At 43.0% G+C, this 22,240-nt stretch carries 20 protein-coding genes and 1 pseudogene; 14 read left to right on the top strand and 7 right to left on the bottom strand.

Going from position 1 to position 22,240, the window contains the following annotated elements:
* Nucleotides 1-276: 276 nt before the first annotated feature.
* The 3 genes from MHN32_RS21665 to MHN32_RS21655 form a co-directional block, all read right to left on the bottom strand.
* A complete protein-coding gene (locus tag MHN32_RS21665; protein ID WP_174168721.1) occupies nt 277-2,943 on the bottom strand; it encodes a TonB-dependent receptor in 2,667 nt (888 codons plus the stop codon).
* A 317-nt stretch (nt 2,944-3,260) separates the two neighbouring features.
* A complete protein-coding gene (locus MHN32_RS21660; protein WP_239422775.1) occupies nt 3,261-3,911 on the bottom strand; it encodes a DUF2987 domain-containing protein in 651 nt (216 codons plus the stop codon).
* Entirely contained in the window at nt 3,901-4,722 is an 822-nt protein-coding gene (locus MHN32_RS21655; protein WP_010605030.1) for a glucosaminidase domain-containing protein, read from the bottom strand. Before MHN32_RS21655 ends, MHN32_RS21660 begins: the two co-directional genes overlap by 11 nt.
* A gap of 255 nt (nt 4,723-4,977) precedes the next feature.
* Here MHN32_RS21655 and MHN32_RS21650 point away from each other — a divergent pair, with 255 nt between their 5' ends.
* Nucleotides 4,978-6,273: an anti-phage deoxyguanosine triphosphatase gene (locus MHN32_RS21650; RefSeq protein WP_239422774.1), complete on the top strand. Its 1,296-nt coding sequence runs from the start codon at nt 4,978-4,980 to the stop codon at nt 6,271-6,273.
* A 190-nt stretch (nt 6,274-6,463) separates the two neighbouring features.
* Here the strand turns inward: MHN32_RS21650 and MHN32_RS21645 are convergent.
* Nucleotides 6,464-6,655: pseudogene (locus MHN32_RS21645) on the bottom strand (response regulator); the annotation flags it as partial.
* 179 nt (nt 6,656-6,834) lie between these two features.
* Here MHN32_RS21645 and MHN32_RS21640 point away from each other — a divergent pair.
* Nucleotides 6,835-8,778, top strand: coding sequence for an LTA synthase family protein (locus MHN32_RS21640; RefSeq protein WP_239422773.1), 1,944 nt, complete (start codon nt 6,835-6,837; stop codon nt 8,776-8,778).
* Between the two features lie 200 nt (nt 8,779-8,978).
* Here MHN32_RS21640 and MHN32_RS21635 read toward each other — a convergent pair whose 3' ends face one another.
* The gene (locus MHN32_RS21635) at nt 8,979-10,214 is read right to left on the bottom strand and encodes a DEAD/DEAH box helicase (RefSeq protein ID WP_239422772.1); all 1,236 of its coding nucleotides are present in this window, start codon (nt 10,212-10,214) and stop codon (nt 8,979-8,981) included.
* Nucleotides 10,215-10,495: 281 nt separating this feature from the next.
* On the opposite strand from MHN32_RS21635, the gene MHN32_RS21630 reads away from it, so the two are divergent.
* Together MHN32_RS21630 and MHN32_RS21625 are read left to right on the top strand one after the other, a co-directional pair.
* Nucleotides 10,496-11,308 (top strand): hypothetical protein, encoded by an 813-nt coding sequence (locus tag MHN32_RS21630; RefSeq protein ID WP_239422771.1) that lies wholly within the window; start codon nt 10,496-10,498, stop codon nt 11,306-11,308.
* A gap of 149 nt (nt 11,309-11,457) precedes the next feature.
* A complete protein-coding gene (locus MHN32_RS21625) occupies nt 11,458-11,742 on the top strand; it encodes a hypothetical protein (RefSeq protein WP_010605040.1) in 285 nt (94 codons plus the stop codon).
* A gap of 39 nt (nt 11,743-11,781) precedes the next feature.
* On the opposite strand, the gene MHN32_RS21620 is transcribed toward MHN32_RS21625, so the two are convergent.
* The gene (locus tag MHN32_RS21620; RefSeq protein ID WP_010605041.1) at nt 11,782-12,216 is read right to left on the bottom strand and encodes a hypothetical protein; all 435 of its coding nucleotides are present in this window, start codon (nt 12,214-12,216) and stop codon (nt 11,782-11,784) included.
* A 265-nt stretch (nt 12,217-12,481) separates the two neighbouring features.
* On the opposite strand from MHN32_RS21620, the gene xthA reads away from it, so the two are divergent.
* The 3 genes from xthA to rlmA all read left to right on the top strand — a co-directional run bounded on the left by xthA (nt 12,482) and on the right by rlmA (nt 14,793).
* Entirely contained in the window at nt 12,482-13,291 is an 810-nt protein-coding gene (gene xthA, locus MHN32_RS21615; protein ID WP_010605042.1) for an exodeoxyribonuclease III, read from the top strand.
* Between the two features lie 81 nt (nt 13,292-13,372).
* Complete coding sequence (locus tag MHN32_RS21610) at nt 13,373-13,996, top strand: energy-coupling factor ABC transporter permease (protein ID WP_130164286.1); 624 nt, start codon at nt 13,373-13,375, stop codon at nt 13,994-13,996.
* Nucleotides 13,993-14,793, top strand: coding sequence for a 23S rRNA (guanine(745)-N(1))-methyltransferase (gene rlmA / locus MHN32_RS21605; RefSeq protein ID WP_239422770.1), 801 nt, complete (start codon nt 13,993-13,995; stop codon nt 14,791-14,793). Before MHN32_RS21610 ends, rlmA begins: the two co-directional genes overlap by 4 nt.
* Nucleotides 14,794-14,860: 67 nt before the next feature.
* Here the strand turns inward: rlmA and yfbV are convergent, their stop codons facing one another.
* Entirely contained in the window at nt 14,861-15,307 is a 447-nt protein-coding gene (yfbV, locus tag MHN32_RS21600; protein WP_010605045.1) for a terminus macrodomain insulation protein YfbV, read from the bottom strand.
* A 152-nt stretch (nt 15,308-15,459) separates the two neighbouring features.
* On the opposite strand from yfbV, the gene MHN32_RS21595 reads away from it, so the two are divergent.
* The 7 genes from MHN32_RS21595 to MHN32_RS21565 all read left to right on the top strand — a co-directional run bounded on the left by MHN32_RS21595 (nt 15,460) and on the right by MHN32_RS21565 (nt 22,012).
* The gene (locus MHN32_RS21595) at nt 15,460-16,659 is read left to right on the top strand and encodes an acetate kinase (RefSeq protein ID WP_239422769.1); all 1,200 of its coding nucleotides are present in this window, start codon (nt 15,460-15,462) and stop codon (nt 16,657-16,659) included.
* Between the two features lie 2 nt (nt 16,660-16,661).
* Nucleotides 16,662-18,809, top strand: a complete 2,148-nt coding sequence (pta, locus tag MHN32_RS21590; RefSeq protein ID WP_026001076.1) for a phosphate acetyltransferase — start codon at nt 16,662-16,664, stop codon at nt 18,807-18,809.
* Nucleotides 18,810-18,966: 157 nt separating this feature from the next.
* On the top strand, nt 18,967-19,347 hold the full coding sequence (locus MHN32_RS21585; RefSeq protein WP_010373910.1) for an ACT domain-containing protein: 381 nt from the start codon (nt 18,967-18,969) through the stop codon (nt 19,345-19,347).
* Nucleotides 19,344-19,856 carry a PTS glucose transporter subunit IIA gene (locus tag MHN32_RS21580; RefSeq protein WP_010605049.1) on the top strand — a complete coding sequence of 171 codons (513 nt, stop codon included), beginning with the start codon at nt 19,344-19,346 and terminating at the stop codon, nt 19,854-19,856. Before MHN32_RS21585 ends, MHN32_RS21580 begins: the two co-directional genes overlap by 4 nt.
* Complete coding sequence (locus tag MHN32_RS21575; RefSeq protein ID WP_010605050.1) at nt 19,853-20,200, top strand: ArsC family reductase; 348 nt, start codon at nt 19,853-19,855, stop codon at nt 20,198-20,200. Before MHN32_RS21580 ends, MHN32_RS21575 begins: the two co-directional genes overlap by 4 nt.
* Nucleotides 20,200-21,327 (top strand): succinyl-diaminopimelate desuccinylase, encoded by a 1,128-nt coding sequence (gene dapE / locus MHN32_RS21570; protein WP_239422768.1) that lies wholly within the window; start codon nt 20,200-20,202, stop codon nt 21,325-21,327. The genes MHN32_RS21575 and dapE overlap by 1 nt, the downstream gene beginning before the upstream one ends.
* Nucleotides 21,320-22,012, top strand: a complete 693-nt coding sequence (locus MHN32_RS21565) for a M15 family metallopeptidase (RefSeq protein WP_102056990.1) — start codon at nt 21,320-21,322, stop codon at nt 22,010-22,012. Before dapE ends, MHN32_RS21565 begins: the two co-directional genes overlap by 8 nt.
* The last annotated feature ends 228 nt before the right edge of the window (nt 22,013-22,240 follow it).

Raw genomic sequence — 22,240 nt, 5'->3', positions numbered from 1 at the left:
CCTTGTTTTCCCTAAAACTCTCTGGCTAGATAAGGAGAAAACTAAGTTGTGCTTTAGCAACAATGAGTTGGAACATTCCTTATCCAAACCTCAGGTTAAATAGCAAAATTTCCGCCTTGCCTACACGGATGTAGGTACCTTGGCGATAGCAGGACGCGGTAGCGGGGTTATTGACAAAATTTCCTCGCCTCAAAATAGACCACTTAATTAAGCGAATTGGTATAAGAAAAAACCGCGCTATAAAGCGCGGCTGTCATCTTAATAAACGTTAACGTATTAGAATTGGTATGCAAACTTCACATATGCTTGACGACCAAGGATACTGTGCGTTTTATTGTCAATTCCCATTGACTCTGAAGGAGCAAGCGGCGCTTCTTCATTGAACAAGTTAGATGCACCTAGAGTTACTGTCAGCTTTTCTACGCCAATATAACTGACACTTGTATCTACAGTAGTCCATGAATCAATCTCATATTTATTGCCATCACTGTCAGCAAGATCTTTATAAGAATCAACATAGTTTACGCTGATATTTGCAAGCCAATCGTTTTTAGCCCAGTCCATACCCGCTGTCCAGCGGAACTGCGGATGCTGATACTCTCCATTGAGATCTTCAGCAACATTGAATGTGTTACCTTGTTCGTCACTTTCAAACGACTGTTCTTCAAAGTTAAGCGCGTAAGTTAAGTTGTAATTGAACTTAAACTCACCCATTTCACGAGTAGTTAATGCATAGGCTAAGTTAACATCGAAACCGTCTGTTTCACGACCACCAATGTTAACAAAGGTGTCGTTAATGGTGAGAATACGACCAAGTGTGCTACCTTGATTAGGCGCACGAACTACCAGATTAGGATCGGTACCACAACAATCAACTAGCTTCTGTGCTCCAATTTTCTTGATGAGATCTTCCTGATCATAATTCCAGTAATCTACACCGATACTAAAATCATCAGTTGCTTGCCACACTACACCTAAATTGTAGTTTTCTGACTCTTCTGGTTGTAGGTTTTTGTTACCGGACACAATCGCAGTGTATTCATACGGGCTACAATCATCATCAGCACCCGTTTGGCGACAACGTTCACGGTCTATCACGCTTGGTGATTCGTCTGTTCTACCAAGATGTAGCTGAACAAGAGAAGGCGCTCTGAATGCTGTCCCCCAAGAACCACGAACCACTAAACTATCAAGCGGTGACCAACGGAATGCTACTTTTGGATCTGTTGTAGTTCCAAAGTCGCTATAGTCTTCATAACGCAAAGCTAATTGTAGCTCTAGTGTATCTAGCACTGGTACGCTAAATTCTGCGAATATCGCAGTATTATCGCGATCTCCGTTAGCTTGCGTTGCTTCTGTACCAAAGATTTCGCCTCTGATGTATTGACTATCCGGGTTATCTTCAATTTTCTCGTAGCGATGTTCAAAACCAAACGCTGCGGCAACGTAGCCGGCTTCCAATTCAAATAATTCCCCCGAGATAGTACCATCTAGTGACTGCATGGTTGATGCACCATAACGCGTAGTGGTAGTTTCAAAAAACGCCAAACCGGCTTCTGTATTAGTGCTTGGTTCAAATGGGTTCCATAAACCTTCATCAATCGCTTGCTGCGCTCTTAGCTTGTTAGGGAAACCATCAAAGCCTTTTTCAACTGCACTTGAACGAATAGCAGAGTACGCAACTTCCCAAGACCACGCGTTCCACTCACCACGTGCTCCAAGGACAGCACGATAGTATTCTGAATCGACATCTTTTTTACGGTTGCCGATATCAACCGTTCGACGACGCATTGAAATATCTACACCATGTAAGAAGTGGTCTGGATCGTTAAATAATGGGTGGTTTGGGTTATCACCATCCATAAATAGTTCTGTAAAGCTCGGGCTACCTGCACCTTGAATGAAAGTTGAAGAGTGCTGCGCCGAGATTTCGGCAAAACCTTCAATACCATCGATGATTTCTTGTACGCCATTGTAGTTAAAGCTAATACGTTCCGTCGACGGAATAGCAGTCATGTACGGTGCATAATCGTAGCGACAGATATCACCAATATCTAAAGCAGGGTCGCATTTGTCATTCCCCCATACGTCCGTAAAGATAGTCTGCCTTACCTGAGTGCCATCATCTTCAACACGAACGACTGGTAATCCTGCCCACTGTTCGTCTGTTAGCATGCTTCTCATCACCTCAACGCTGCCGGGAATACCTGCAGAGCTTAATGAATTGTTACCACCGCGAAAACGTTGATCAGCAGAAGCTGTGTAGTCACGATCGGCATAAGTTAGGTGACCGCGTTTGAAATAATCGAGTGAGAAATTATGATGGCCATTTTGCGTTGACGATCCCCAAAGAAGAGTAAAGTTCTGTTCTTCAGCCCCACCATCGGCGGTGTTAGATAATTTACCGGCGACCTCGAAACCGTCTATATCGTCACGTAAAATAATATTAATAACCCCTGCGACCGCATCAGAACCATAAGTTGCAGAAGCACCGTCTTTTAAAATATCAATACGTTTAACTGATGAAACAGGAATGGTATTTAAGTCCACAAATGATGTTTCTATATCTTTTGCAAACGGGCTCACGGCAACACGACGACCATTAATAAGAACAAGCGTAGATGATGCTCCTAATCCCCTTAATGCAACACTTGAACCGCCATTTGCGGTGTCATCGCTGGAGTTACCTTGTGTACTAAAAGTACCAGTACCCGACACAGGCAGCTTTTGTAACGCCCCAATAAGGTCGGTAGATCCCGTTGAAGCTAGGTCAGCAGCTGACAAGCTTTGAATTGGTGACGGACCTTCTAAGTCTGTTCTTTTAATGTGAGAGCCTGTCACTTCAATACGTTCAACTTGCGTCGTCTCTTCGGCCTTAACTTGTTGATTCATGCCGATTAATACGGCAATTGAGAGCGCACTGAGTGGTAATTTATAGGTCATCCTGTTTCCCCTTAAGTTAATAATTACACTGTAGTTTTTTTAATAATCCAGCCATTATTAGCATACCAAAGCAACTTTAACAATGCATTTATTTAACATTAAGTTTCCATTTTGGGGGTCTAATAGCAGAAATTCGCGACGAAAGAATATCGTTATTTATCAGTATGAATTATTGTTTAAATTGGGATTAGAGGGAGGAGAAGCGTTTTACAAACAGCTTCAAAAAGTTGATAAGACGCCTAAAATCTTTACTGAATTAAGAGCGGTTTCTTAGCCTAAAGTTTAAAGACGTCAATGATCGTGTTGTAACTACTTAACTATAATGCCAACCAAGGTTGCACTGACTTCACATTTGCAGAGTCGGCAAAGTGAGTATTGTCGTTTGACCACGTCTTCGGGACACTGATTCGACAGACTTGCGACTCACACTTCACTGTAGCATCTGTGACGTTTTGACTTCTGCCAAAGGTCACGATGACTCCCTGTTGCTCAGGCAGCAAAAATGACAACAGGTTTTTAATAAAGAAGCCTGATAGATCAGCCAGCAACTCTTCAAACTCCTGTTGCATTTTATACAGATCAGACTTGCTTAGAGATCTCGTATTAAATAACTCGGCCTCAATCTGCATTTTTAGCTGGCAGTCCGAGCTTTCGCCCTTCGTTTCAATTACCACTTTAGCTTTGTCTTTGTCCAATTCTTTGTCAAATGGTAGCAATAATTGCGCTTCATCGGTATACGACAATGGAAAGCTCGCTTCCTCGGTCACAATATTACCCGCCGTGATTTTACACGCCTGCATGCTAAGTGTATCGACAAGGTAAAATCCCACACGTGCAAACTCAAACTCGCCTTTATTTACCACTTTCAGTCTGTCGTAAAAGCTGTCGTATGCAAAGGTGACCGTTTTAGCGGACGCTATCACACTCCAAAGTGTCATTATCAGGACAAGTACAATCTTATTCTTCATCAAAATACGCTCGGTTATGCCTTATCATATCGTTAAGTTCATTTACGTAGTCTTCACCACGCTCTGAATAACTCAAAAGGCCACTTGTTAATACTGTAGCGTCAATCGGTGCTTTTTGAGCTCGCAGCTCTGCTCGTACCGCGCGCAAGTCTTTGTATGCATCATTAGTATTGATATTCCTAAAGTACGATTTGACCGCGGCTCTTACCGACTGAAAGGCTCTTACTTCGTGATCGGCCGCATCTTCTCGCCGTTTCGGCACCATACCGCAGCCTTTGGTGTAACACCATTGACCAAAAAAGTTTAACCCAATTCGCGCAAATCGTGACGTACCCCAAGCAGATTCATTAGCGGCCTGCATCAACGCCAGCTCTTTAGGAATAATATCCACGCGGCGTAAAGCACGTTTAAGCGAAGATTCATTGATGGCTTCACCTTTTAAATCATACTTTGTGAAAATCAATGCAACCTTTTCTATTTGTTTGCGTGTCAGGGTTTCATCAAATTGCAGCATCATTAGGGCGATTTCAAGTGTTGCCCGCTGCTCTAAGATCTGTTTATTTTCGGCTTCTACGTGCGGTTTAATAAAGTCGAAAAATGCCGTTTTCTTCTCCTTGATATCACGAATGGCTGCAAAATTAGGTAGTTTTACGCTATGGAGTGGCTTTTCGGGCACCTTAGGTACAACCTCCGCCCCCGTATCCTCTTGATCTAATACGGTGTCTTGCGGACTTTTATCTTGGATAAAAGGGAATAAGAGTGCCCAAATAGTCACTAGGGCAACAAAGAGTTTAATCAGTTTAGCTTGCATACTTCTCCTCGCAGCGGCGGTGTTCTGGAAACGGAGTCTCTTTCCTTAAGTCTCTAAGAACTTTTATCAAGCCCACTCTGTAACAGAATTATTCTGTTACTATAGTTTGATAGAGCGTTGATAAATTACGCCAAAATAACAGTATTCAAAAATAGCGGCTGATAATATCAAAAGCCGCAATTAAACGCGAATTTTCGTTCAGTTATCGTACATAGTTTAGACGAGTTTAAGATATAAAGAAAAAGGAACAGAAGTATGACGTCTAACGCTTGGCAGCAGCGTCTGCTATCGCAGCAAAAAAACCGCCCTAACGACAATCGTTCAGCATGGCAAATAGACCGTTCTAGGATCATACATGCCGCGGCTTTTAGACGCTTGCAAGCCAAAACCCAAATTATGGCAATCGGCGTTAACGACTTTTATCGGACTCGCCTAACTCACTCTTTGGAAGTATCGCAAATAGGCAGCGGTCTACTGCGCCATTTAAGAAAACAACACCCTGAGTTTGAACACTTTCCTTCGACTAGTCTTATTGAAACTTTATGTCTAGCGCATGATATCGGCCACCCGCCCTTTGGCCATGGAGGAGAAATAGCGCTTAATTACCTTATGCGTGATCATGGAGGGTTTGAAGGAAACGCTCAAACCTTGCGCATCGTCACCAAATTGGAACCATACACTAAAGGTTATGGCATGAACTTAACACGCCGTACCTTACTAGGTTTTATTAAATATCCTGCATTAATCGACACACTTTGGTATCACCAACCAACGCAAACACAAAGTCGAAAATACATTTTATCTAGTGATTGGCTGCCAGCAAAAGGTATTTATCAATGCGACCAATCGGTATTTGATTGGATCCTCTCGCCATTTTCTCAAAACGACCGAATAAAGCTGCAAGAAACCGAGGTTAAAGACACCTTCCGTCGCAAGACTAAGTTTAAATCGTTAGATTGCGCCATTATGGAATATGCCGATGATATCGCCTATGCAGTTCATGATTTAGAAGATGCGATTGCAACCGAGACCCTTAACGAGGCAGCATGGCATGATTTCGCTCTACCTGAACTACAAAAGTTAGACTCACCTTGGTTAAAGCACAACTTACAACGCGTGAGCGAGAGTTTATTTTCAGAAGATGAATCTAATCGTAAAGATACCATAGGTGAGCTCGTGAACCTGTTTATTGTGCACTGTAAACTCACCGGTCAAGACTCAGATTTTGACTCCGCCCTACTTCATTTTACCGTTGAGATGGCACCCGAATTTCAGGAAATCCTGCAAGTATTAAAAGTGTTCGTATATCGAAGATTAATTCGTGAACCTAAAATGCAGCAAATTGAGTTTAGTGGTCAAAACCTGCTTATTGATTTATTTGAAGTTTTTGCCAGTGATCCCATGCGATTATTGCCGTATACAACCCAAACACTGTACCAGCAAGCAACCGATGAAACGCAGCAAATGCGCGTGTTAGCGGACTATCTTGGTGGCATGTCTGATGAGTATGCGCGAAAAACGCATCGACGCTTATTTACTGGGGAGCTGTAAGTAACCTGAAGTGGACAGCAGGGAACTTGGTTTATCAATGGAAACTCACTTTTAAATAGCGCTTCAAAGGAGCAATGTAAAGGTGATGGTGCTCCCTTCCAACGCAACAGTGAGTTCCGCATCAATGGCTTCAGCAATAGGCAACCCTAACCAAAGCAATCATTCGCACTTCTCGAGTGTCGTTCTTCTGTTGCCTTAGCGCTTTAAGCACACTTATGCTATCCAAACTGGGCAACATGATATCTAAAATAATTACATCATAGTGATCCATCAGCGCCATACTCAAACCGCTAGAGCCGTCCGCCGTATCATCTACCGTAAAGCCCAGTTTAGAGAGCCCTAAGGTTAAGCTGCGACGCAAGGACTCAGAATCTTCAATCAGAAAAGTAACACATTCATAAATAAACCTTTGGCTAGTGCTTAATGTCACATAGCTTAGTTGCTCAAACTTAAGATTCGCTAAAGAGAACTTCAACTTTCATCAATTCCGAAGGATTTCCTAAGCTTTTCTTAAGTTTCGCCGGATAGTCTTGTGATAAATGCAACTATTCCTAACATTCTATGAACAAAGTACACTTTTCAACTCCTTATGCAAAACCTTTCATGGTGTTTTTCCTTTCCTTGTTGATGATTTTGACGCTTAGCCGTTTAGGACTATCAACTTGGATGTTAGAGAGAATGACTGGCTCTGATCCTTTGACCTTTGTGATATCAGGCCTGCGAGTTGATTTGAGTACTATCGCATATCTCGCGATACCACTCTTATTGTTAATGGTCACGCACTATTTTATGCCCAAGCCACTGAAGCCTTTACTTACTGCGCTAGTAACGGGGTATATTGCGTTGGGTATTGTATTTGTCCTACTACTCGAAGCTGCAACTCCTGCATTTATTTTGCAATACGACATCAGACCAAACCGTTTATTTATTGAATATCTGATTTACCCCACAGAAGTCATTTCAATGTTGTTGAGTGGTCACTTGGGCACAGTGATATTCACCCTACTTTTATGTACTTTGGCTTTAATAACCACCTTGAGATATTTTCCTCGCATTGGCAACGAAGTGCCATCAAAGCGGAATATGGCTATTTCTACTTTTTGTAGTCTTATCTGTTTAGCGCTGTTAGCAAGAGGCACTCTGGGTCATAGACCGCTTAACCCTGCTACCGTCTACTTTTCACAAGATGCATTGGTTAATTCGCTGACCATCAACTCAGCCTATAGTGTTGCGTTCGCAGCAAAAAATATGGGCAGCGAAAAAAGTGCCAGTGCGCTTTATGGTTCGCTATCCAAAGAAAAGGTTTTTAATACAGTAAGAAGAGCAAGTTACAGACAAGGTTTTATCTCAAATACACTTCCTACCTTAGCCACTAATCCTGCATACCATCAGGGTAAAAAGAAAAATTTAGTGATTATCTTGGAAGAAAGCTTAGGCGCGCGTTTTGTAAGCTCGCTAGGGGGAGCAAATCTAACCCCAGAGTTAGATAAACTGTATCAAGAAGGCTGGGGGCTGGAAAACCTCTACGCAACGGGCACCCGATCAGTTCGCGGAATTGAAGCCGTGATCACCGGCTTTGTACCCTCACCGTCACGCTCCATCGTTAAGCTTTCAAAGTCTCAGCAACAGTTTTGTACGTTGGCGGATATTTTAGCCAAAGAAAACTATACGACACAGTTTATTTACGGTGGCGAAAGCCACTTCGATAACATGAAAAGCTTCTTCTTAGGAAATGGCTTTCAACGTATCGTTGACTTTGATGATATTGAAAACCCGGAATTTGTTGCGTCTTGGGGCGCCAGCGATGAAGATCTGTTTAATCAAGCGGATAAAGAACTAACTCAGCTGAGCGAAGAAGAAAAGCCATTTTTTAGTTTGATCTTTACATCTAGCAATCACGACCCGTTTGAAATTCCTGACGGAAAAGTAATGTTACCAACAAATCATAAAAGTGATAAACCTGCGCGAGATCTCGCTATCAAGTACGCCGACTATGCACTCGGAAAGTTTATTGATAAGGCCAAGCAAAGCCGATATTGGCAAGATACTATCTTTTTAGTCGTTGCAGATCATGATGTCAGGGTGTATGGATCCGAGCCCGTCCCTATTAAGTCTTTTCATATTCCAGCCGTTATTTTGAATTCAGGCTTTAATCAGAAACAAGATAAAAGGTTGGTCAGTCAAATTGATTTACCTGTCACTTTGCTTTCTTTAATAGGGGTTGAACGCCCAACGCCTATGCTTGGTTTTGACTTAACCAAACAATATCCAGTGCAAAGAGCGATGATGCAATATTACGATAATTTTGCCTACATTGAAGATGACAAAGCCGCCATTTTGATGCCAGGCAACAAAGTGAGTTATTGGCAATATGACACGGCGACTAAGATGCAAACACCACTGGTGAATACAACGCACACCATTGATTTGAAAGAAAAAGCACTATCTCATGTATTATTTAGTAATTTGGCCTATCAGGAGCAAATTTATCGATTAAAAGAGTAAAGCATAAGGTTTTCTTAAGTATTTCTATAGAAAATAAAGGTAACTTAGTTTTTATTTTCTCGTCAGGAGTTAGACTGACGAATTAAGCCTATGTTTGGATAAAAGTGAGTCCAAACATAGGCTTTTGCTCTCACCCTGGTTTAGCCGATTGCTTTAGAGTGCGTTGCTTTAACATCATAAACCAAGGTCGCGCTAACCCATTACTTCCTTCTACGCTTGGTTCTTGCTCCTAGAATACGCTTTTTGTCTCTTTGCTTCTTAGACTTACCAGAATTACGGCGAGTGTCTTTAGGCTCTTTGGTCAAATCAGGTTCATAGCCTGGCAGCCATTGCGGCGCAAACCGCTCATCTAGGAAAATTTCTATTTCTTCCAGTAGCCACTGCTCATCAATACTCACAAGCGAAATAGCTTGGCCGTTTTGTCCAGCACGACCACTACGGCCGATACGGTGCACATAGTCTTCAGCAACATAGGGTAACTCAGCATTGAAGACATAGTTTAGCGAGTCAATGTCAATGCCACGGGCAGCTACATCCGTTGCGATCAAGACGCGAATTTCACCTGATTTGAATTGAGATAGCGCTTTGTCACGCGCGCCTTGAGACTTATCACCGTGGATCGCTGCGGTTTTAAGGCCATCCTTATTCAATTCTTTTGCGTAGCTATCAGCACTATTTTTTGTGCGAGTAAACACCAGTACCTGATGCCAATTATTTTTGCCAATCAAGTGGGAGATCAATTCACGTTTGCGGTCTTCGTCTACCGAATAGAACGTTTGCGTAACTGTACTTGCGGTGCTGTTCTGGGATTCAACACCTACTCGCTTAGGGTCGTTCAACCAAGGCTTTACTTGGGATAACACAGCATCGTCAACCGTAGCTGAAAATAGCAACGTTTGACGCTTAAGCGGCATAGTGCGCATGATCCGCTTAATTTCCCCCATAAACCCCATATCTAACATGCGATCTGCTTCATCGAAGACCAAGTGTTGAATATTTTTGAGTGTTAATGTGCCTTTGATCAGGTGGTCAAGTAAACGCCCAGGTGTCGCAACTACTACGTCTACACCCGCTCTTAAGCGCTTTTCTTGCGGGCCAATATTTGCACCGCCATATAAGCACACGACATTTAGGCCGGTGCTACCCACTAACTTTTCAGTATGCTCAGCAACCTGCTGCGCCAACTCACGAGTTGGGGTAAGTACCAGCGCCCTAACCGTTTTCTCATCTTGCACGCCGCCTATCAGCATGAAATGCAAAATCGGCAGCATAAAGGCGGCAGTCTTACCGGTTCCAGTTTGGGCACTTGCAATTAAATCACAACCACTGAGCAGAAGTGGAATACTCTTTTCTTGAATTGGTGTGGGTGACGCAAACCCAAGCTCAGTAATTGCGCTTAGTAGTTCAGGGTGAAGTTGTAACTCGCTAAATGTCATTGGAGATCAGTGTCTATTACCAAAATTGTGCAGATTATAGCAAAGGATTGTAAGGAAAAAACTGGGAGATAGTTTTATTAAGCTAAATAAGTAAAGGTAATTAACTGATACTATTTTAAGAATCTAATTAAAGCAAACAACTCATTATTAGATAAAAAAGAACAAAACTATTTATAGCTCAGACTTGACAAATATCCAAATTGAAACAAAATTGTAAACCAGGTTAACTAAAGGTTCTCCTGCTTAAATATTACGATTATTAATTTAAAAAAGGATTTAATATGAAATATCTGTTTTCAACTGTCATTATGGCAGCATTTTTGTTCTCTAGTTTTACCTTTGCTATGAATGATAATACTACAATTTATCTCACTGAAAACGGGATTAAAGGAGTTATCCAGGCTCAACATAACGTTAAAACAGAGTCGTTTGATCAGAAAGGCATGTATTCTCCAATCGAGTTTTCAGTATCCAATGACTTGCTTGATACTATTTCCGCATCTATCACATATCAGGGCAATCACTATGCTTTGTTACTCAATCAAGTTAAAAAACAAGTTAAGATAACTGGTACTGATATCAATAATAAACCTCTTATTAATACCCCAGCAATTCGTGCCGACATAAAGAATATGCTACACGACGTAGAGCTTAATAGTGGTTTGATTATGAAAAGCCAATCAACTCTAGATAAGGAGTCGAAACTTGCACTCTTAAAATTCTTCGAATTTTTATCTACCTATCCATTAGGTGAAGCAATTGATCAGCAAATAGAGAGCAAAATCAGTGCACAAGATTGGACTGATCTCTGTGCGTATATGGGTAAATCAAAGACTGCTGTTTGGGATATTACCAACTCGTCTGTAAAGACAAGAAATTATATCGTCGGTGGTCATGGCTTTTGTGCAGCTAGATGTGGTGCGGGTTGTCCAATGTTTGGTGATGGTCAATATACCCAAGATTGCTTGAATCACGATGCCTGTGCCGATGTTGAAGGTGAGCAACTAGGTGTATGTGGTGACGAATGGACTTCAGCCTCAGACGACTTTTGGTTTTCTCCTGACTGTACAACTCCACCACCATCATTACGTTAAAATAATAATTTTTGGCTGGTATGCTGTTTTGCAAGCGAGATCACTACATCCATATAGGCATTGAGCATGACTAAGTGAAATCGGTATTATCAGCCTAGGTTAATCTATCGGGGGCACAATCACCTGAAATGACTAATAAGGAAATGTTCATGTCACGACAAAGATTGAAGCTATTAACGATAGGTCTTTGCTTAATAGCCTTTACACCTTTGCTTGGTTTACTTCTTGCGGAGCTTATCGCTGAAATTCTTCACTGCCATGTTGCAGAAAGTGCTAGCTCAGATTGTATTGTCGCCGGCTATGATTTTGGTATGCCACTAGCAATTTTATACACAGGTGGTTGGGTAAGTATGATTACGGTCCCTGTTGCGGGCTTGGCAGCTTTAGTTTGTTACATCAAATACCGTGATGCAAAACTAAATAACAACCAATAAAAAAGGGGCTTAACGCCCCTTCTATTCACATCAACTTGATTAAATTGCTGCGTTTCTGAATTCTCTTACAAATTGCTTAACAGGCATATCGTTACAACGTAAGTTGCGAACCTGTTGGTTATTCAAACGTAGGTGATTAACGCCGTGACGTACTGCATCTAAGCATAACTCAGTTGCTGTATCTGACTTTTCAGCAATTAGCTCCACTTTCTTTTCTTGCTTTTGCGAGCGCTTCGCTGCTTTTGCAAACTCACGAATATCTTCACCATTACAGTGGATGCTTGGTGAGAAGCGAGAAATAAATAGGCCTAGTGATGCAGCTTCTTTACGTGCTGCACTGAAACCTTGCTCTGCTGCAACAGCACATACTTTTGTCGCTGGTGATGCGTCAGCTTGAGTGAACTCAACCTGTGAAGCGAAAGCTGTTGTAGAAACCAAAGAAACAAGACCAAAGAAAGAGAGAGATTTAAGCATAATATACCCCAATTGAACGATTCGGCGCGGATTATAATTACAACGACGAATAAGTAAACAGCTAAATCATGCAATTTTGGTTATTTAATGATCTATTTACACTAAGCTAAAATCCTCGTTATCCTCTCGCTAAACTTGTGCAAAATTTAACAACTGCCAACATGCTTGTCAGCTGACTATATAAGTAATTTCACCCAAGCGCTGACCCTCTCGTTTTTAAGTGATAAACTTTGCCAAATAACAGCAAGAATCTAAAGAGAGCGCTATGAAAATTGTTTCGTTTAATATAAACGGCCTCAGAGCTAGACTACATCAATTACAGGCATTGATTGAAAAACACCAACCTGATGTCATTGGACTGCAAGAAATTAAAGTCCATGACGAAGCTTTTCCTATCGACGATGTAGAAGCACTTGGCTACCATGTTTACTTCCATGGTCAAAAGGCGCATTACGGTGTGGCACTACTCTCCAAGAAACCTGCAAAAGCTATCCAAAAAGGCTTCGCTACGGATACTGATGAATCACAACGTCGCATGATCAGCGGTACGTTTGAAAGTGATTCAGGTAACGAAGTTACCGTTATGAATGGTTACTTCCCTCAAGGTGATAACATCAGCCATGAAACAAAATTTCCGTATAAAAGACAATTTTATGCAGATCTCATGACCCACTTAAATGATTTTGCCGATCCTCAATCTAACCTTGTAGTCATGGGCGATATTAATATTTCTCCATTGGATGCGGATATTGGTATTGGTGAGCAAAACCGCAAGCGTTGGTTAAAGACGGGTAAGTGCTCGTTCCAACCAGAAGAGCGCGAGTGGTTAAAAACACTGCTAGATTGGGGCTTTAAAGATACATTTAGAGTGCTGACACCTGATGCAACCGAAAAGTATTCGTGGTTTGACTACCGCTCAAAAGGGTTTGATGATAACCGAGGTCTGCGCATAGATGTGGTTTTAGCAACCGCTCCATTAACTGCGAAATGTATTGAAAGTGACATAGATTACGAATTGAGAGGAATTGATAAGCCCTCTGATCACGCACCAATTTGGGCAACTTTCGACATTTAATCATCTGCTTTTTCTGCCGAGACTGTAAATACAGTGCTCGGCATAGAGCAAAATCACCAAATTTAAAAACTGGATAGAAACGTGACGTTTATCGCTGCCCTTGGGTTATTTTTACTCAGTTTTCATCGCAAAGAATACCAGCAATTACTACAAGTACCAGCCAGACAAACCGGCGTATTAAGTTGTTCGGTTGTCCTCACGTTACTGTGGCAAATAAAAGCAGGCATTTTACCTGAGCTGAACATTCATATTCTTGGAATAACAGCAGTAACGTTAATTTTAGGTTGGCGACTGGGTGCGTTGAGTGCAACTTTGGCCTGCCTCGTCCATAGTTACTTTAGTGCTTTTACCTTGGTGGAGTTTGGTAATTTTTGGCTGTTTACTGCACTGATACCTGTCTACTTAAGTTATGGACTTTTTGCCCTTTGCTATCATCATTTACCGCGGCACTTTTTCGTTTATATTTTTGTTTGTGCATTTATTTTCGCAGGTACAGTGGGCTGTTTAAAGATACTTCTAAGTGCATTCTATTATTATGCAATCGATGCCTATACTTGGTATCAGTTGGCAGACAATTATCTCCATTTTGCCGTCATAATGTGGTTCCCTGAAGCCATGTTAAACGGCATGGCCATCACCTTACTCATTACATATCGCCCACATTGGGTAAAAACTTTTTTTGATAGGGAATACTTAGACAAATGATCTCCCACTACCGCTGTCCACTGTGTAAACTGCCTTTATATCAAGGTGGTGCAAGCTACAGCTGCAATAATAATCATCACTTTGATATTGCCAAAGAAGGCTATGTCAACTTACTACCCGTGCAAAATAAAAAATCAAAACAGCCGGGCGACAACCAAGAAATGGTTGCGGCGCGTCGGGCATTCTTCGAAACCGATCATTATCATTTTCTACGTGATAGGCTTGCACAAATCGTCTCTGAAAAAGCGCCGGCTACCCTGCTGGACTTAGGGTGTGGTGAAGGCTTTTACACCCATGAAATCGCAAATCGCTGCGAGAATGCCAAAGTCTACGGGGTCGATATCGCAAAACCTGCTGTCCGCTATGCCGCTAAACGCTATCCTCAAGTAGAATTTAGCGTAGCCTCCATCAAAGAGGCTCCTTTTGAAAATGAATTTGCAGATGTGATTGTGAGCATTTTTGCGCCAGTGTTCGCCGAAGAACTCGCCCGTCTATGCAAACCATCAGGCAGTTTGTATGTCGTCTCACCCGGCGAGCACCATCTATTCGAACTCAAGTCTCTGATTTATGACAATGTAAAGCTACACAAGGCACCAGAAACACCACAAGGGTTTGAATTGGTTGAACGGACTAGATTACAACAAACCCACAGAATGGAGTTTGAATGTGTTGAACACTTAATCATGATGACGCCATTTGCATGGAAATTTAAGCAACAACACATGGACAGATTACAAAAGATGGACCATATCGAAATCACGCTCTCGTTTTTGATAAACCAATATCAGCGCATGTAACCCAACATCAGATCACCCATTATGAGCAAATCGCTGCCTACTTGCTTGGTAGGCAGGAAAACAGAAACTACAGATTTTCTTGCGTAAACGCTTTGTCCATTTTATCGAACATATCTTTTAGCAATCGCGCTAAGTCTCTATATCTAGGCTTTCTTGAGGACAGGGGTGCATCGTAGCCATTGGCAACCATCTTTTGATGCAGTTCTGTATACCAAGAATACAAAGCCGGATTTAACGGCGTTTCAGCTCTTTTACCAAGCCATAATAACCCTTGGACAGGAAGCGATAAAAAGAATAAAGCAATCGCAATGGCTTGCGGCAGATATTGAAAACCCAATTGGCTGGTCTGCAAAAACAGAGTAAACACCGCCAGCATAGGCATTGTATTTAAAGCAAGTTCTGTCGCCTTGATCACCCTAAATTCGGGGAACAACGGTGCTAATTCCTTGCGCATAGGCCACTCTTTCGAGTATTGACGTCCAAGTTGCACTTGCGAAATAAGACTTTTTTGCATCATAACTCCTAGGTGCTAACTTTTATATAAAAAATGAGGTAAAATCGACGTCTTTACTGTCAACTATACCTTAGTCTAAATGCGTAGCTTATATGCGCTATAGCTTTAAGCTTAATACGCAATAACTGTTATTGTCAAAACGGAAAGTCATTATGTCATCTCAGCATGTTTTGGTTCTTAATTGTGGAAGCTCCAGTCTTAAGTTTGCAATCATCGATAACGCAACGGGAGAGGAGATATTATCAGGTCTGGCTGAACGCCTAGCTGAACAATCACCACAAATTAAATATAAGTTCCAAGGCAACAAGGAAATCGTGCCCCTCAATAGTGGTGATGCGCACCAAGTTGCGATCACAACGCTTGTAAAACTCATCAAAGATCTCGCGTTAGACGCAAATCTTGTCGCTGTCGGCCACCGCGTTGTACACGGCGGTGAGCGCTTTACACAATCTGTCATTATCGATGACTCCGTTCTCACAGCTATCCAAGAAACGGCTAGTCTGGCGCCTTTACATAATCCAGCTAACCTACTTGGGATCCGCGCAGCTCAAGCCGCATTTGCACATTTACCGCAAATTGCTGTCTTTGATACGGCTTTCCATCAAAGTATGGATCAAACAGCGTACCTTTATGCCCTACCTTATTCGCTATATCGTGAGCATGGTGTTAGACGTTACGGTTTCCACGGTACCAGCCATGCTTATGTATCGGCGCAGGCAATCGAGATTTTAGGCCTAAAAGGTAAACCATCGCGTATTATTACCGCACACTTAGGCAATGGTTGTTCCGTTACCGCGATTAAAGACGGTAAATCGGTGGACACCAGCATGGGCTTAACTCCATTAGAGGGTTTAGTGATGGGCACCCGAAGTGGTGATATTGATCCGGGCTTGTTCTCGTTTTTAGTTAACCACCTGAACTATTCAACACAGCAAATTGACACCTTGTTGAATAAACAAAGTGGCCTTCTAGGTATTAGTGAGCTTTCTAACGATTGCCGAACGATTGAAGAAGCAGCGCAGGAAAGCCACCCTCAAGCAACACTGGCGCTTGATATTTTCTGTTATCGTTTAGCCAAACAAATTGCTAGCTTCTTGGTACCACTAAACGGTTTAGATGCACTTGTATTTACCGGTGGAATTGGCGAAAACTCTGATGTTATCCGTGAAAAAGTAGTAAACCAGCTTAACTTCCTTGGCATGCATATCAATAAAGCGCGTAACCTTAACGCACGCTTTGGTAATCAAGGTGTGATCACTGATGAGTCTCACTCTCCTGTCGCTATAGTCATCCCAACCAACGAAGAGTGGGTGATTGCCAACGACGCAGCTACGCTTGCTGAAGGAGTGTAATGATGGGTCGTCGTATTATGCTTATTCCTATTTCAACGGGCGTTGGTTTGACGTCGGTGTCTGTAGGAATAGTCCGAGCTCTGGAACAAAAAGCGGTAAAAGTAAACTTCTTTAAGCCGATCGCTCAACCTCGTAAAGATGAAGTCGGCCCCGAGAAGTCAACACTCATCGTTCAGCAAGGTTCTACCATTGCCCCACCCACGCCGTTTGAGCTGAGCTACGCTGAGCAAATGATAGGTGATGGTAAAGGCGATGATTTGTTAGAAGAAATTGTGGAGCGCTTTGAAGGCACAGTACAAGACGATGAAGTTGCCATCATTGAAGGAATGGTTCCTACCCGTCGTCAACCTTACGCTGGCCGTGTAAACCGCGAGATTGCGCAAACACTAGGTGCAGATATCGTGTTTGTCTTAACGCCGGGTAATGACTCTATCGATGAGCTTGAAGACCGTTTAGAGATTGCCGCTGGTAATTATGGCGGTGTAAACCACCCTCGCGTATTGGGTTGTATTTTCAATAAAGTGAATGCACCGCTGGATGAAGATGGCAGAGCGCGCGCCGATCTGGTTGATCAATACAAACCAGAAGAGCTTGAAAACGAAATGAATCGTTTAGCATCGCTGCCTATTTTCAGAAAACACCCATTTCAACTTTTAGGTGCCATACCATGGGACTTTGACTTAGTAGCGCCGCGAGTTATCGACTTAAGCAATTATTTAAAAGCCGAAATCATCAATGCGGGTGATATGGAGCACCGTCGTCTGCGCCGTGTGACTTTTTGTGCAAGAACGGTATCGAACATTCTTAACCACTTTACGCCAGGTGCCCTGTTAGTTACTCCTGGCGATCGTTCAGATATCTTAGTCGCTGCGTGTTTATCGGCCATGAATGGCACCAAGATTGGCGCTATCTTGTTAACTGGTGGATTCAAACCAGAAGAGAAGATCATGACCTTATGTGAGCAAGCGATGGATACAGGTCTACCTATCCTTGCTACTGAGGCTGATACTTGGCGCACTTCTTTGCTATTACACAATTTCAATATGGAAGTACCCAGCGATGACGAGCAGCGCATCGAGCGCGTAAAGCAGCACAACGCCCGTCACATCGATAGCGAGTGGCTGGAAAGTTTGGCCAAAGGGGTCGCAAAAACCCGCAAACTCTCCCCTCCTGCGTTTCGTTACCTGCTGACTGATTTAGCTAGGCGTGCGAGCAAAACCATTGTGCTGCCTGAAGGTAATGAGCCGAGAACAATTAAAGCGGCTGCTATCTGTGGTGCGCGAAATATCGCTAAAACCGTACTGCTTGGAGATAGAGAAGAGATTGAACGTATCGCACAGCAACAAGGTGTTGAGCTTAATGAAAACGTGACTATCTTATCTCCTGAAGAAGAGCTGCAAAAGTACATTGCGCCTATGGTTGAGCTACGTAAAAACAAAGGCCTAACCGAGGTCGTTGCGGCAGAGCAACTGCAAGATAACGTCGTGCTCGGCACCATGATGTTAGCCGAAGGCCAAGTTGATGGCTTAGTATCTGGTGCGGTAAATACCACCGCCAATACTATTCGCCCACCCCTGCAGTTAATCAAAACGGCACCAGGCGCGTCGTTGGTAAGCTCAGTATTTTTCATGTTGCTACCGGACCAAGTGCTAGTATACGGTGACTGTGCAATTAACCCAGATCCAACGGCAGAACAGTTAGCAGATATCGCAATTCAATCTGCAGATTCCGCTGCAGCATTCGGCATTGAACCTCGCGTTGCCATGATCAGCTACAGCACAGGAACATCTGGACAAGGTGCAGATGTAGAAAAAGTGCGTGAAGCCACCGAGATCGCACAAAAGAAACGCCCTGATCTCGATATTGACGGGCCGCTGCAATATGATGCCGCCATTATGGAAAATGTCGCACGTAAAAAAGCGCCAAACAGCAAAGTCGCTGGTAAAGCAACGGTATTTGTCTTCCCAGATTTAAATACAGGTAACACCACATACAAGGCGGTGCAGCGAAGTGCTGAACTTGTTAGCATCGGACCTATGTTACAAGGTATGCGTAAGCCTGTTAACGACCTAAGCCGCGGGGCTTTGGTTGATGACATAGTATACACCATTGCCTTGACTGCTATTCAGGCAACACAAATCGAAGAATAATCTTTATACCAAGGGCTCAATGCATGAGCCCTTTTCTTTTTCATCTCACTAATCCTTTCTTTTGCCTAGAATTCAGGCGAACGCTCTGGTCTTTAAATTGACTTCGCTATACTATGAATTATACCAATTGGTATTTTTCCAAAAACAAGGGTTGGTAATGTCAAAGCAAACGCTGCAATTGCTCAAACAAGAATTTACGATACATAGCTTGGATTGCGATGACGCTGTTCCACAAGCAGTGTTAAACAGTAAAATCTTTTTTATTGCCAAAACTGAGGATGAACTCTCTATCGTTTGCGCGTCAGATATCGCAGTCAGTAGCCTCGCGGCTGAAAGTCATTGGAGAGCATTGGAAGTCGTGGGCCCGCTGGGGTTTTCGCTTACGGGAATTATGGCCAATATTTCTGGTGTGCTAGCAAAGTCCAACGTCTCTATTTTTACGTTATCAACGTACGATACTGATTACATTCTGGTAAAAGAAAGCCAAATCCAGCAAGCGATGCAAGCACTTAAAAAAGATGGATATTTATTACTTTGATTGAACTCTCACCACCAATCCAATATCGGCCAATATCCCAAATCGCAAACCCTATTGCCCATATTCCAAGTCCCTTTTCTGGTAAAGTCTTACCGCTAAGTGCGCACCCAAACGCGGCGATTGCGTCAGGTATGTTAGGGATTGGTGTTTGTGTACAAATGCGCGTGCCTTTGCTGCTATCTCCTTGTAACGGAAAACTAATCCAGATCAGAAAAAATAACTGCGAATACATTTTACACGCCAATAACGGCTTAAAAATGTTACTGAGCTTAGAAATCGGCAATGAGTTTGCCAAACCCGAATATCTCAAAGCAAACAGCTTTGGCAAAACCACGGTAAAGCTTGGAGAGCCGCTATGCTTTTTTGATATTCCACTCAGTGAAGCAAAAACCATGGCCGCCATTGTGCTACTCAATGCACAAAAGCTTGGTGCGTGTTATTATCCTTTAAAACAAGTATCTGCGGCCAAAGAGCCGATAATCACAATTGCAAGGGCGTGTGCTTTATGACAATCACAATGTATGGGATCAGCAACTGCGATACCATTAAAAAAGCCAAAAAATATCTTCAAGACAACAATATCGAATTCACCTTTCACGACTACCGCAAAGATGGATTAGACGAAGCTCTACTCACCGCTTTTATTGACCAACTTGGCTGGGAAAACGTGTTAAACAAACGCGGGACCACATACCGAGCTCTTAGTGAAGAACAAAAACAAAATCTCGATGCGCAGTCAGCGAAACAACACCTTTTGGCGACACCAGCCATGATAAAACGTCCTATTTTGCAGTACCAAGGTCAATATCACTTGGGTTTTAAAGCTGCACAGTATGATGAGATTTTTGCCTAATGAGCGAAGTAGTTAAGCTCGCTCAAGCTCTGATCCAAAGGGCTTCTATTACACCTGATGATGCTGGTTGCCAACAATTAATAAATGAACGCTTGGCAAAGCTTGGCTTTACCATCGAAGAACACTTCTTTGTTGATACGCTCAACACGTGGGCACGAAAAGGCGACAGCGGACCACATTTTTGCTTTGCTGGACACACAGATGTAGTACCGGTTGGTGACGAGAGTCAATGGCAGCACCTGCCATTTGCTGCAGTGATTGAAAATGACATGTTACATGGCCGCGGAGCTGCTGACATGAAAGGCTCACTTGCAGCTATGGTCGTGGCAACGGAAAGGTTTATCGAAAAACACCCCAACCACAAAGGGTCATTGTCTTTTTTGATAACCTCTGATGAGGAAGGTCCTTTCGTGAACGGCACAACTCGAGTTGTAGATTTATTAGAAGCCCGAAACGAAAAAATTGATATGTGCTTGGTTGGTGAACCTTCATCACGTCATGAGCTTGGCGACGTAGTAAAAAATGGTCGTCGCGGTTCACTCACCGGACACCTAAAAGTGATTGGAAAACAAGGTCACGTAGCCTACCCTCATCTCGCTAAAAACCCCATTCACTTGTCTGCGGCGGCGATTGCTGAACTCAGTCAAACCGAGTGGGATCAAGGGAATGCATTTTTCCCCGCAACAAGCTTCCAAGTTTCCAATATCAATGGCGGAACTGGAGCTGGCAATGTGATACCGGGCTCTTTGCAAGTACAGTTTAACTTTCGCTTTAGCACTGAAGTTACAGCCGATGAGCTCAAACAACGTGTTATTGCAATTTTAGACAAGCATCAACTTGATTATGAGCTTAATTGGATACTGAATGGGCTACCGTTTTTAACAGAGCCAGGCCCATTGCTCGATGTGACGATTGCAGCCATCAAAGAAGTGACGGGAATGCAAACCACACCGGAAACGTCAGGTGGCACATCTGATGGCCGATTTATTGCCCAAACGGGATGTAAAGTAATTGAGCTTGGTCCAATTAATGCCACAATCCATCAAGTCGATGAATGCGTGAGTTGCAAAGACTTAGATCAATTGGCCTTAGTCTATGAAAAGATCTTGGAGAAGTTACTTGCCTAGCCGCTATATGCTTACAAGCGCTGAATGCAGCGCTTGTGGCGTTAATGAATCACATCTGGTTTTTTACCATGGCCGCCATGTGCATAGCGCAATCGTTTCCGATCTCAACGCCCTCTCACAAGCTGCAAAAAAGGCAGGTTTTGAATTCTACATGGCGTCCGCATATCGAGGGTTTGAAAGGCAAAAAGCGATTTGGAATAGCAAGTTTGCGATGCGCCGTCCTGTTTTTGATATCTCTAACCAAGAGGTAGAACTGAGCAACCTCTCAGACATCGACAAAGTAAAAGCAATTATGTTGTTCTCCGCCCTACCTAGTGCTAGCCGCCACCATTTGGGTACTGATCTGGATGTGTTCGCCAAAAACCTTGTACCGACAGGACAATCACTACAACTAGAACCATGGGAATACCAGCAAGATGGACATCAGCACGAATTTTCACTGTGGCTTGATGCGCATTTAGCAACTTTTGGTTTCTACCGGCCTTATGATTGCTATCGAGGGGGAGTTGCTGCGGAGCCTTGGCATATTAGCCACCAGCTAACGGCATCAAAACTTGCCACGTTGCAGTCCGTTGATGCGATTGATGCCGTGCTGAAACGCAGCGATATCAAAGGTAAAGGCGCAATATTGGCGAATCTCAGCGCACTACATCAGCAATTTATCACCAATGTAGCGCAGCCATAACGACTGATCCGAGCTTAAGTTACTTAGACTAGGGCCTGTTGATCTTTCAAGTTTGTTTTTGCAGCAGTTTGATTGGTATTTATACAAGGCAGAGCCAGCGTAGCATAGTCATTCTATGTAAGTCTGGCTATAACACAGTAGAAATGCTAATCAAGCGCTGCCCTTTGGGTTCATCTGAGTGCGCTTTGTTCATTGTTGCTCAACTTTTGCCTAGATTACTAGGCGGCA

This window comes from Pseudoalteromonas sp. Of11M-6 (assembly GCF_022347905.1).
GTDB lineage: Bacteria > Pseudomonadota > Gammaproteobacteria > Enterobacterales > Alteromonadaceae > Pseudoalteromonas.
Note: the sequence above shows the minus strand (reverse complement) of the source record. Positions and strands in the feature narration are given on the sequence as shown.

Coding starts and splice junctions, on each gene's coding strand:
- MHN32_RS21665 (WP_174168721.1), bottom strand. CDS start 2,943: ATGACCTATAAATTACCACTCAGTGCGCTCTCAATTGCCGTATTAATC.
- MHN32_RS21660 (WP_239422775.1), bottom strand. CDS start 3,911: ATGAAGAATAAGATTGTACTTGTCCTGATAATGACACTTTGGAGTGTG.
- MHN32_RS21655 (WP_010605030.1), bottom strand. CDS start 4,722: ATGCAAGCTAAACTGATTAAACTCTTTGTTGCCCTAGTGACTATTTGG.
- MHN32_RS21650 (WP_239422774.1), top strand. CDS start 4,978: ATGACGTCTAACGCTTGGCAGCAGCGTCTGCTATCGCAGCAAAAAAAC.
- MHN32_RS21640 (WP_239422773.1), top strand. CDS start 6,835: ATGAACAAAGTACACTTTTCAACTCCTTATGCAAAACCTTTCATGGTG.
- MHN32_RS21635 (WP_239422772.1), bottom strand. CDS start 10,214: ATGACATTTAGCGAGTTACAACTTCACCCTGAACTACTAAGCGCAATT.
- MHN32_RS21630 (WP_239422771.1), top strand. CDS start 10,496: ATGAAATATCTGTTTTCAACTGTCATTATGGCAGCATTTTTGTTCTCT.
- MHN32_RS21625 (WP_010605040.1), top strand. CDS start 11,458: ATGTCACGACAAAGATTGAAGCTATTAACGATAGGTCTTTGCTTAATA.
- MHN32_RS21620 (WP_010605041.1), bottom strand. CDS start 12,216: ATGCTTAAATCTCTCTCTTTCTTTGGTCTTGTTTCTTTGGTTTCTACA.
- xthA (WP_010605042.1), top strand. CDS start 12,482: ATGAAAATTGTTTCGTTTAATATAAACGGCCTCAGAGCTAGACTACAT.
- rlmA (WP_239422770.1), top strand. CDS start 13,993: ATGATCTCCCACTACCGCTGTCCACTGTGTAAACTGCCTTTATATCAA.
- yfbV (WP_010605045.1), bottom strand. CDS start 15,307: ATGCAAAAAAGTCTTATTTCGCAAGTGCAACTTGGACGTCAATACTCG.
- MHN32_RS21595 (WP_239422769.1), top strand. CDS start 15,460: ATGTCATCTCAGCATGTTTTGGTTCTTAATTGTGGAAGCTCCAGTCTT.
- pta (WP_026001076.1), top strand. CDS start 16,662: ATGGGTCGTCGTATTATGCTTATTCCTATTTCAACGGGCGTTGGTTTG.
- MHN32_RS21585 (WP_010373910.1), top strand. CDS start 18,967: ATGTCAAAGCAAACGCTGCAATTGCTCAAACAAGAATTTACGATACAT.
- MHN32_RS21575 (WP_010605050.1), top strand. CDS start 19,853: ATGACAATCACAATGTATGGGATCAGCAACTGCGATACCATTAAAAAA.
- dapE (WP_239422768.1), top strand. CDS start 20,200: ATGAGCGAAGTAGTTAAGCTCGCTCAAGCTCTGATCCAAAGGGCTTCT.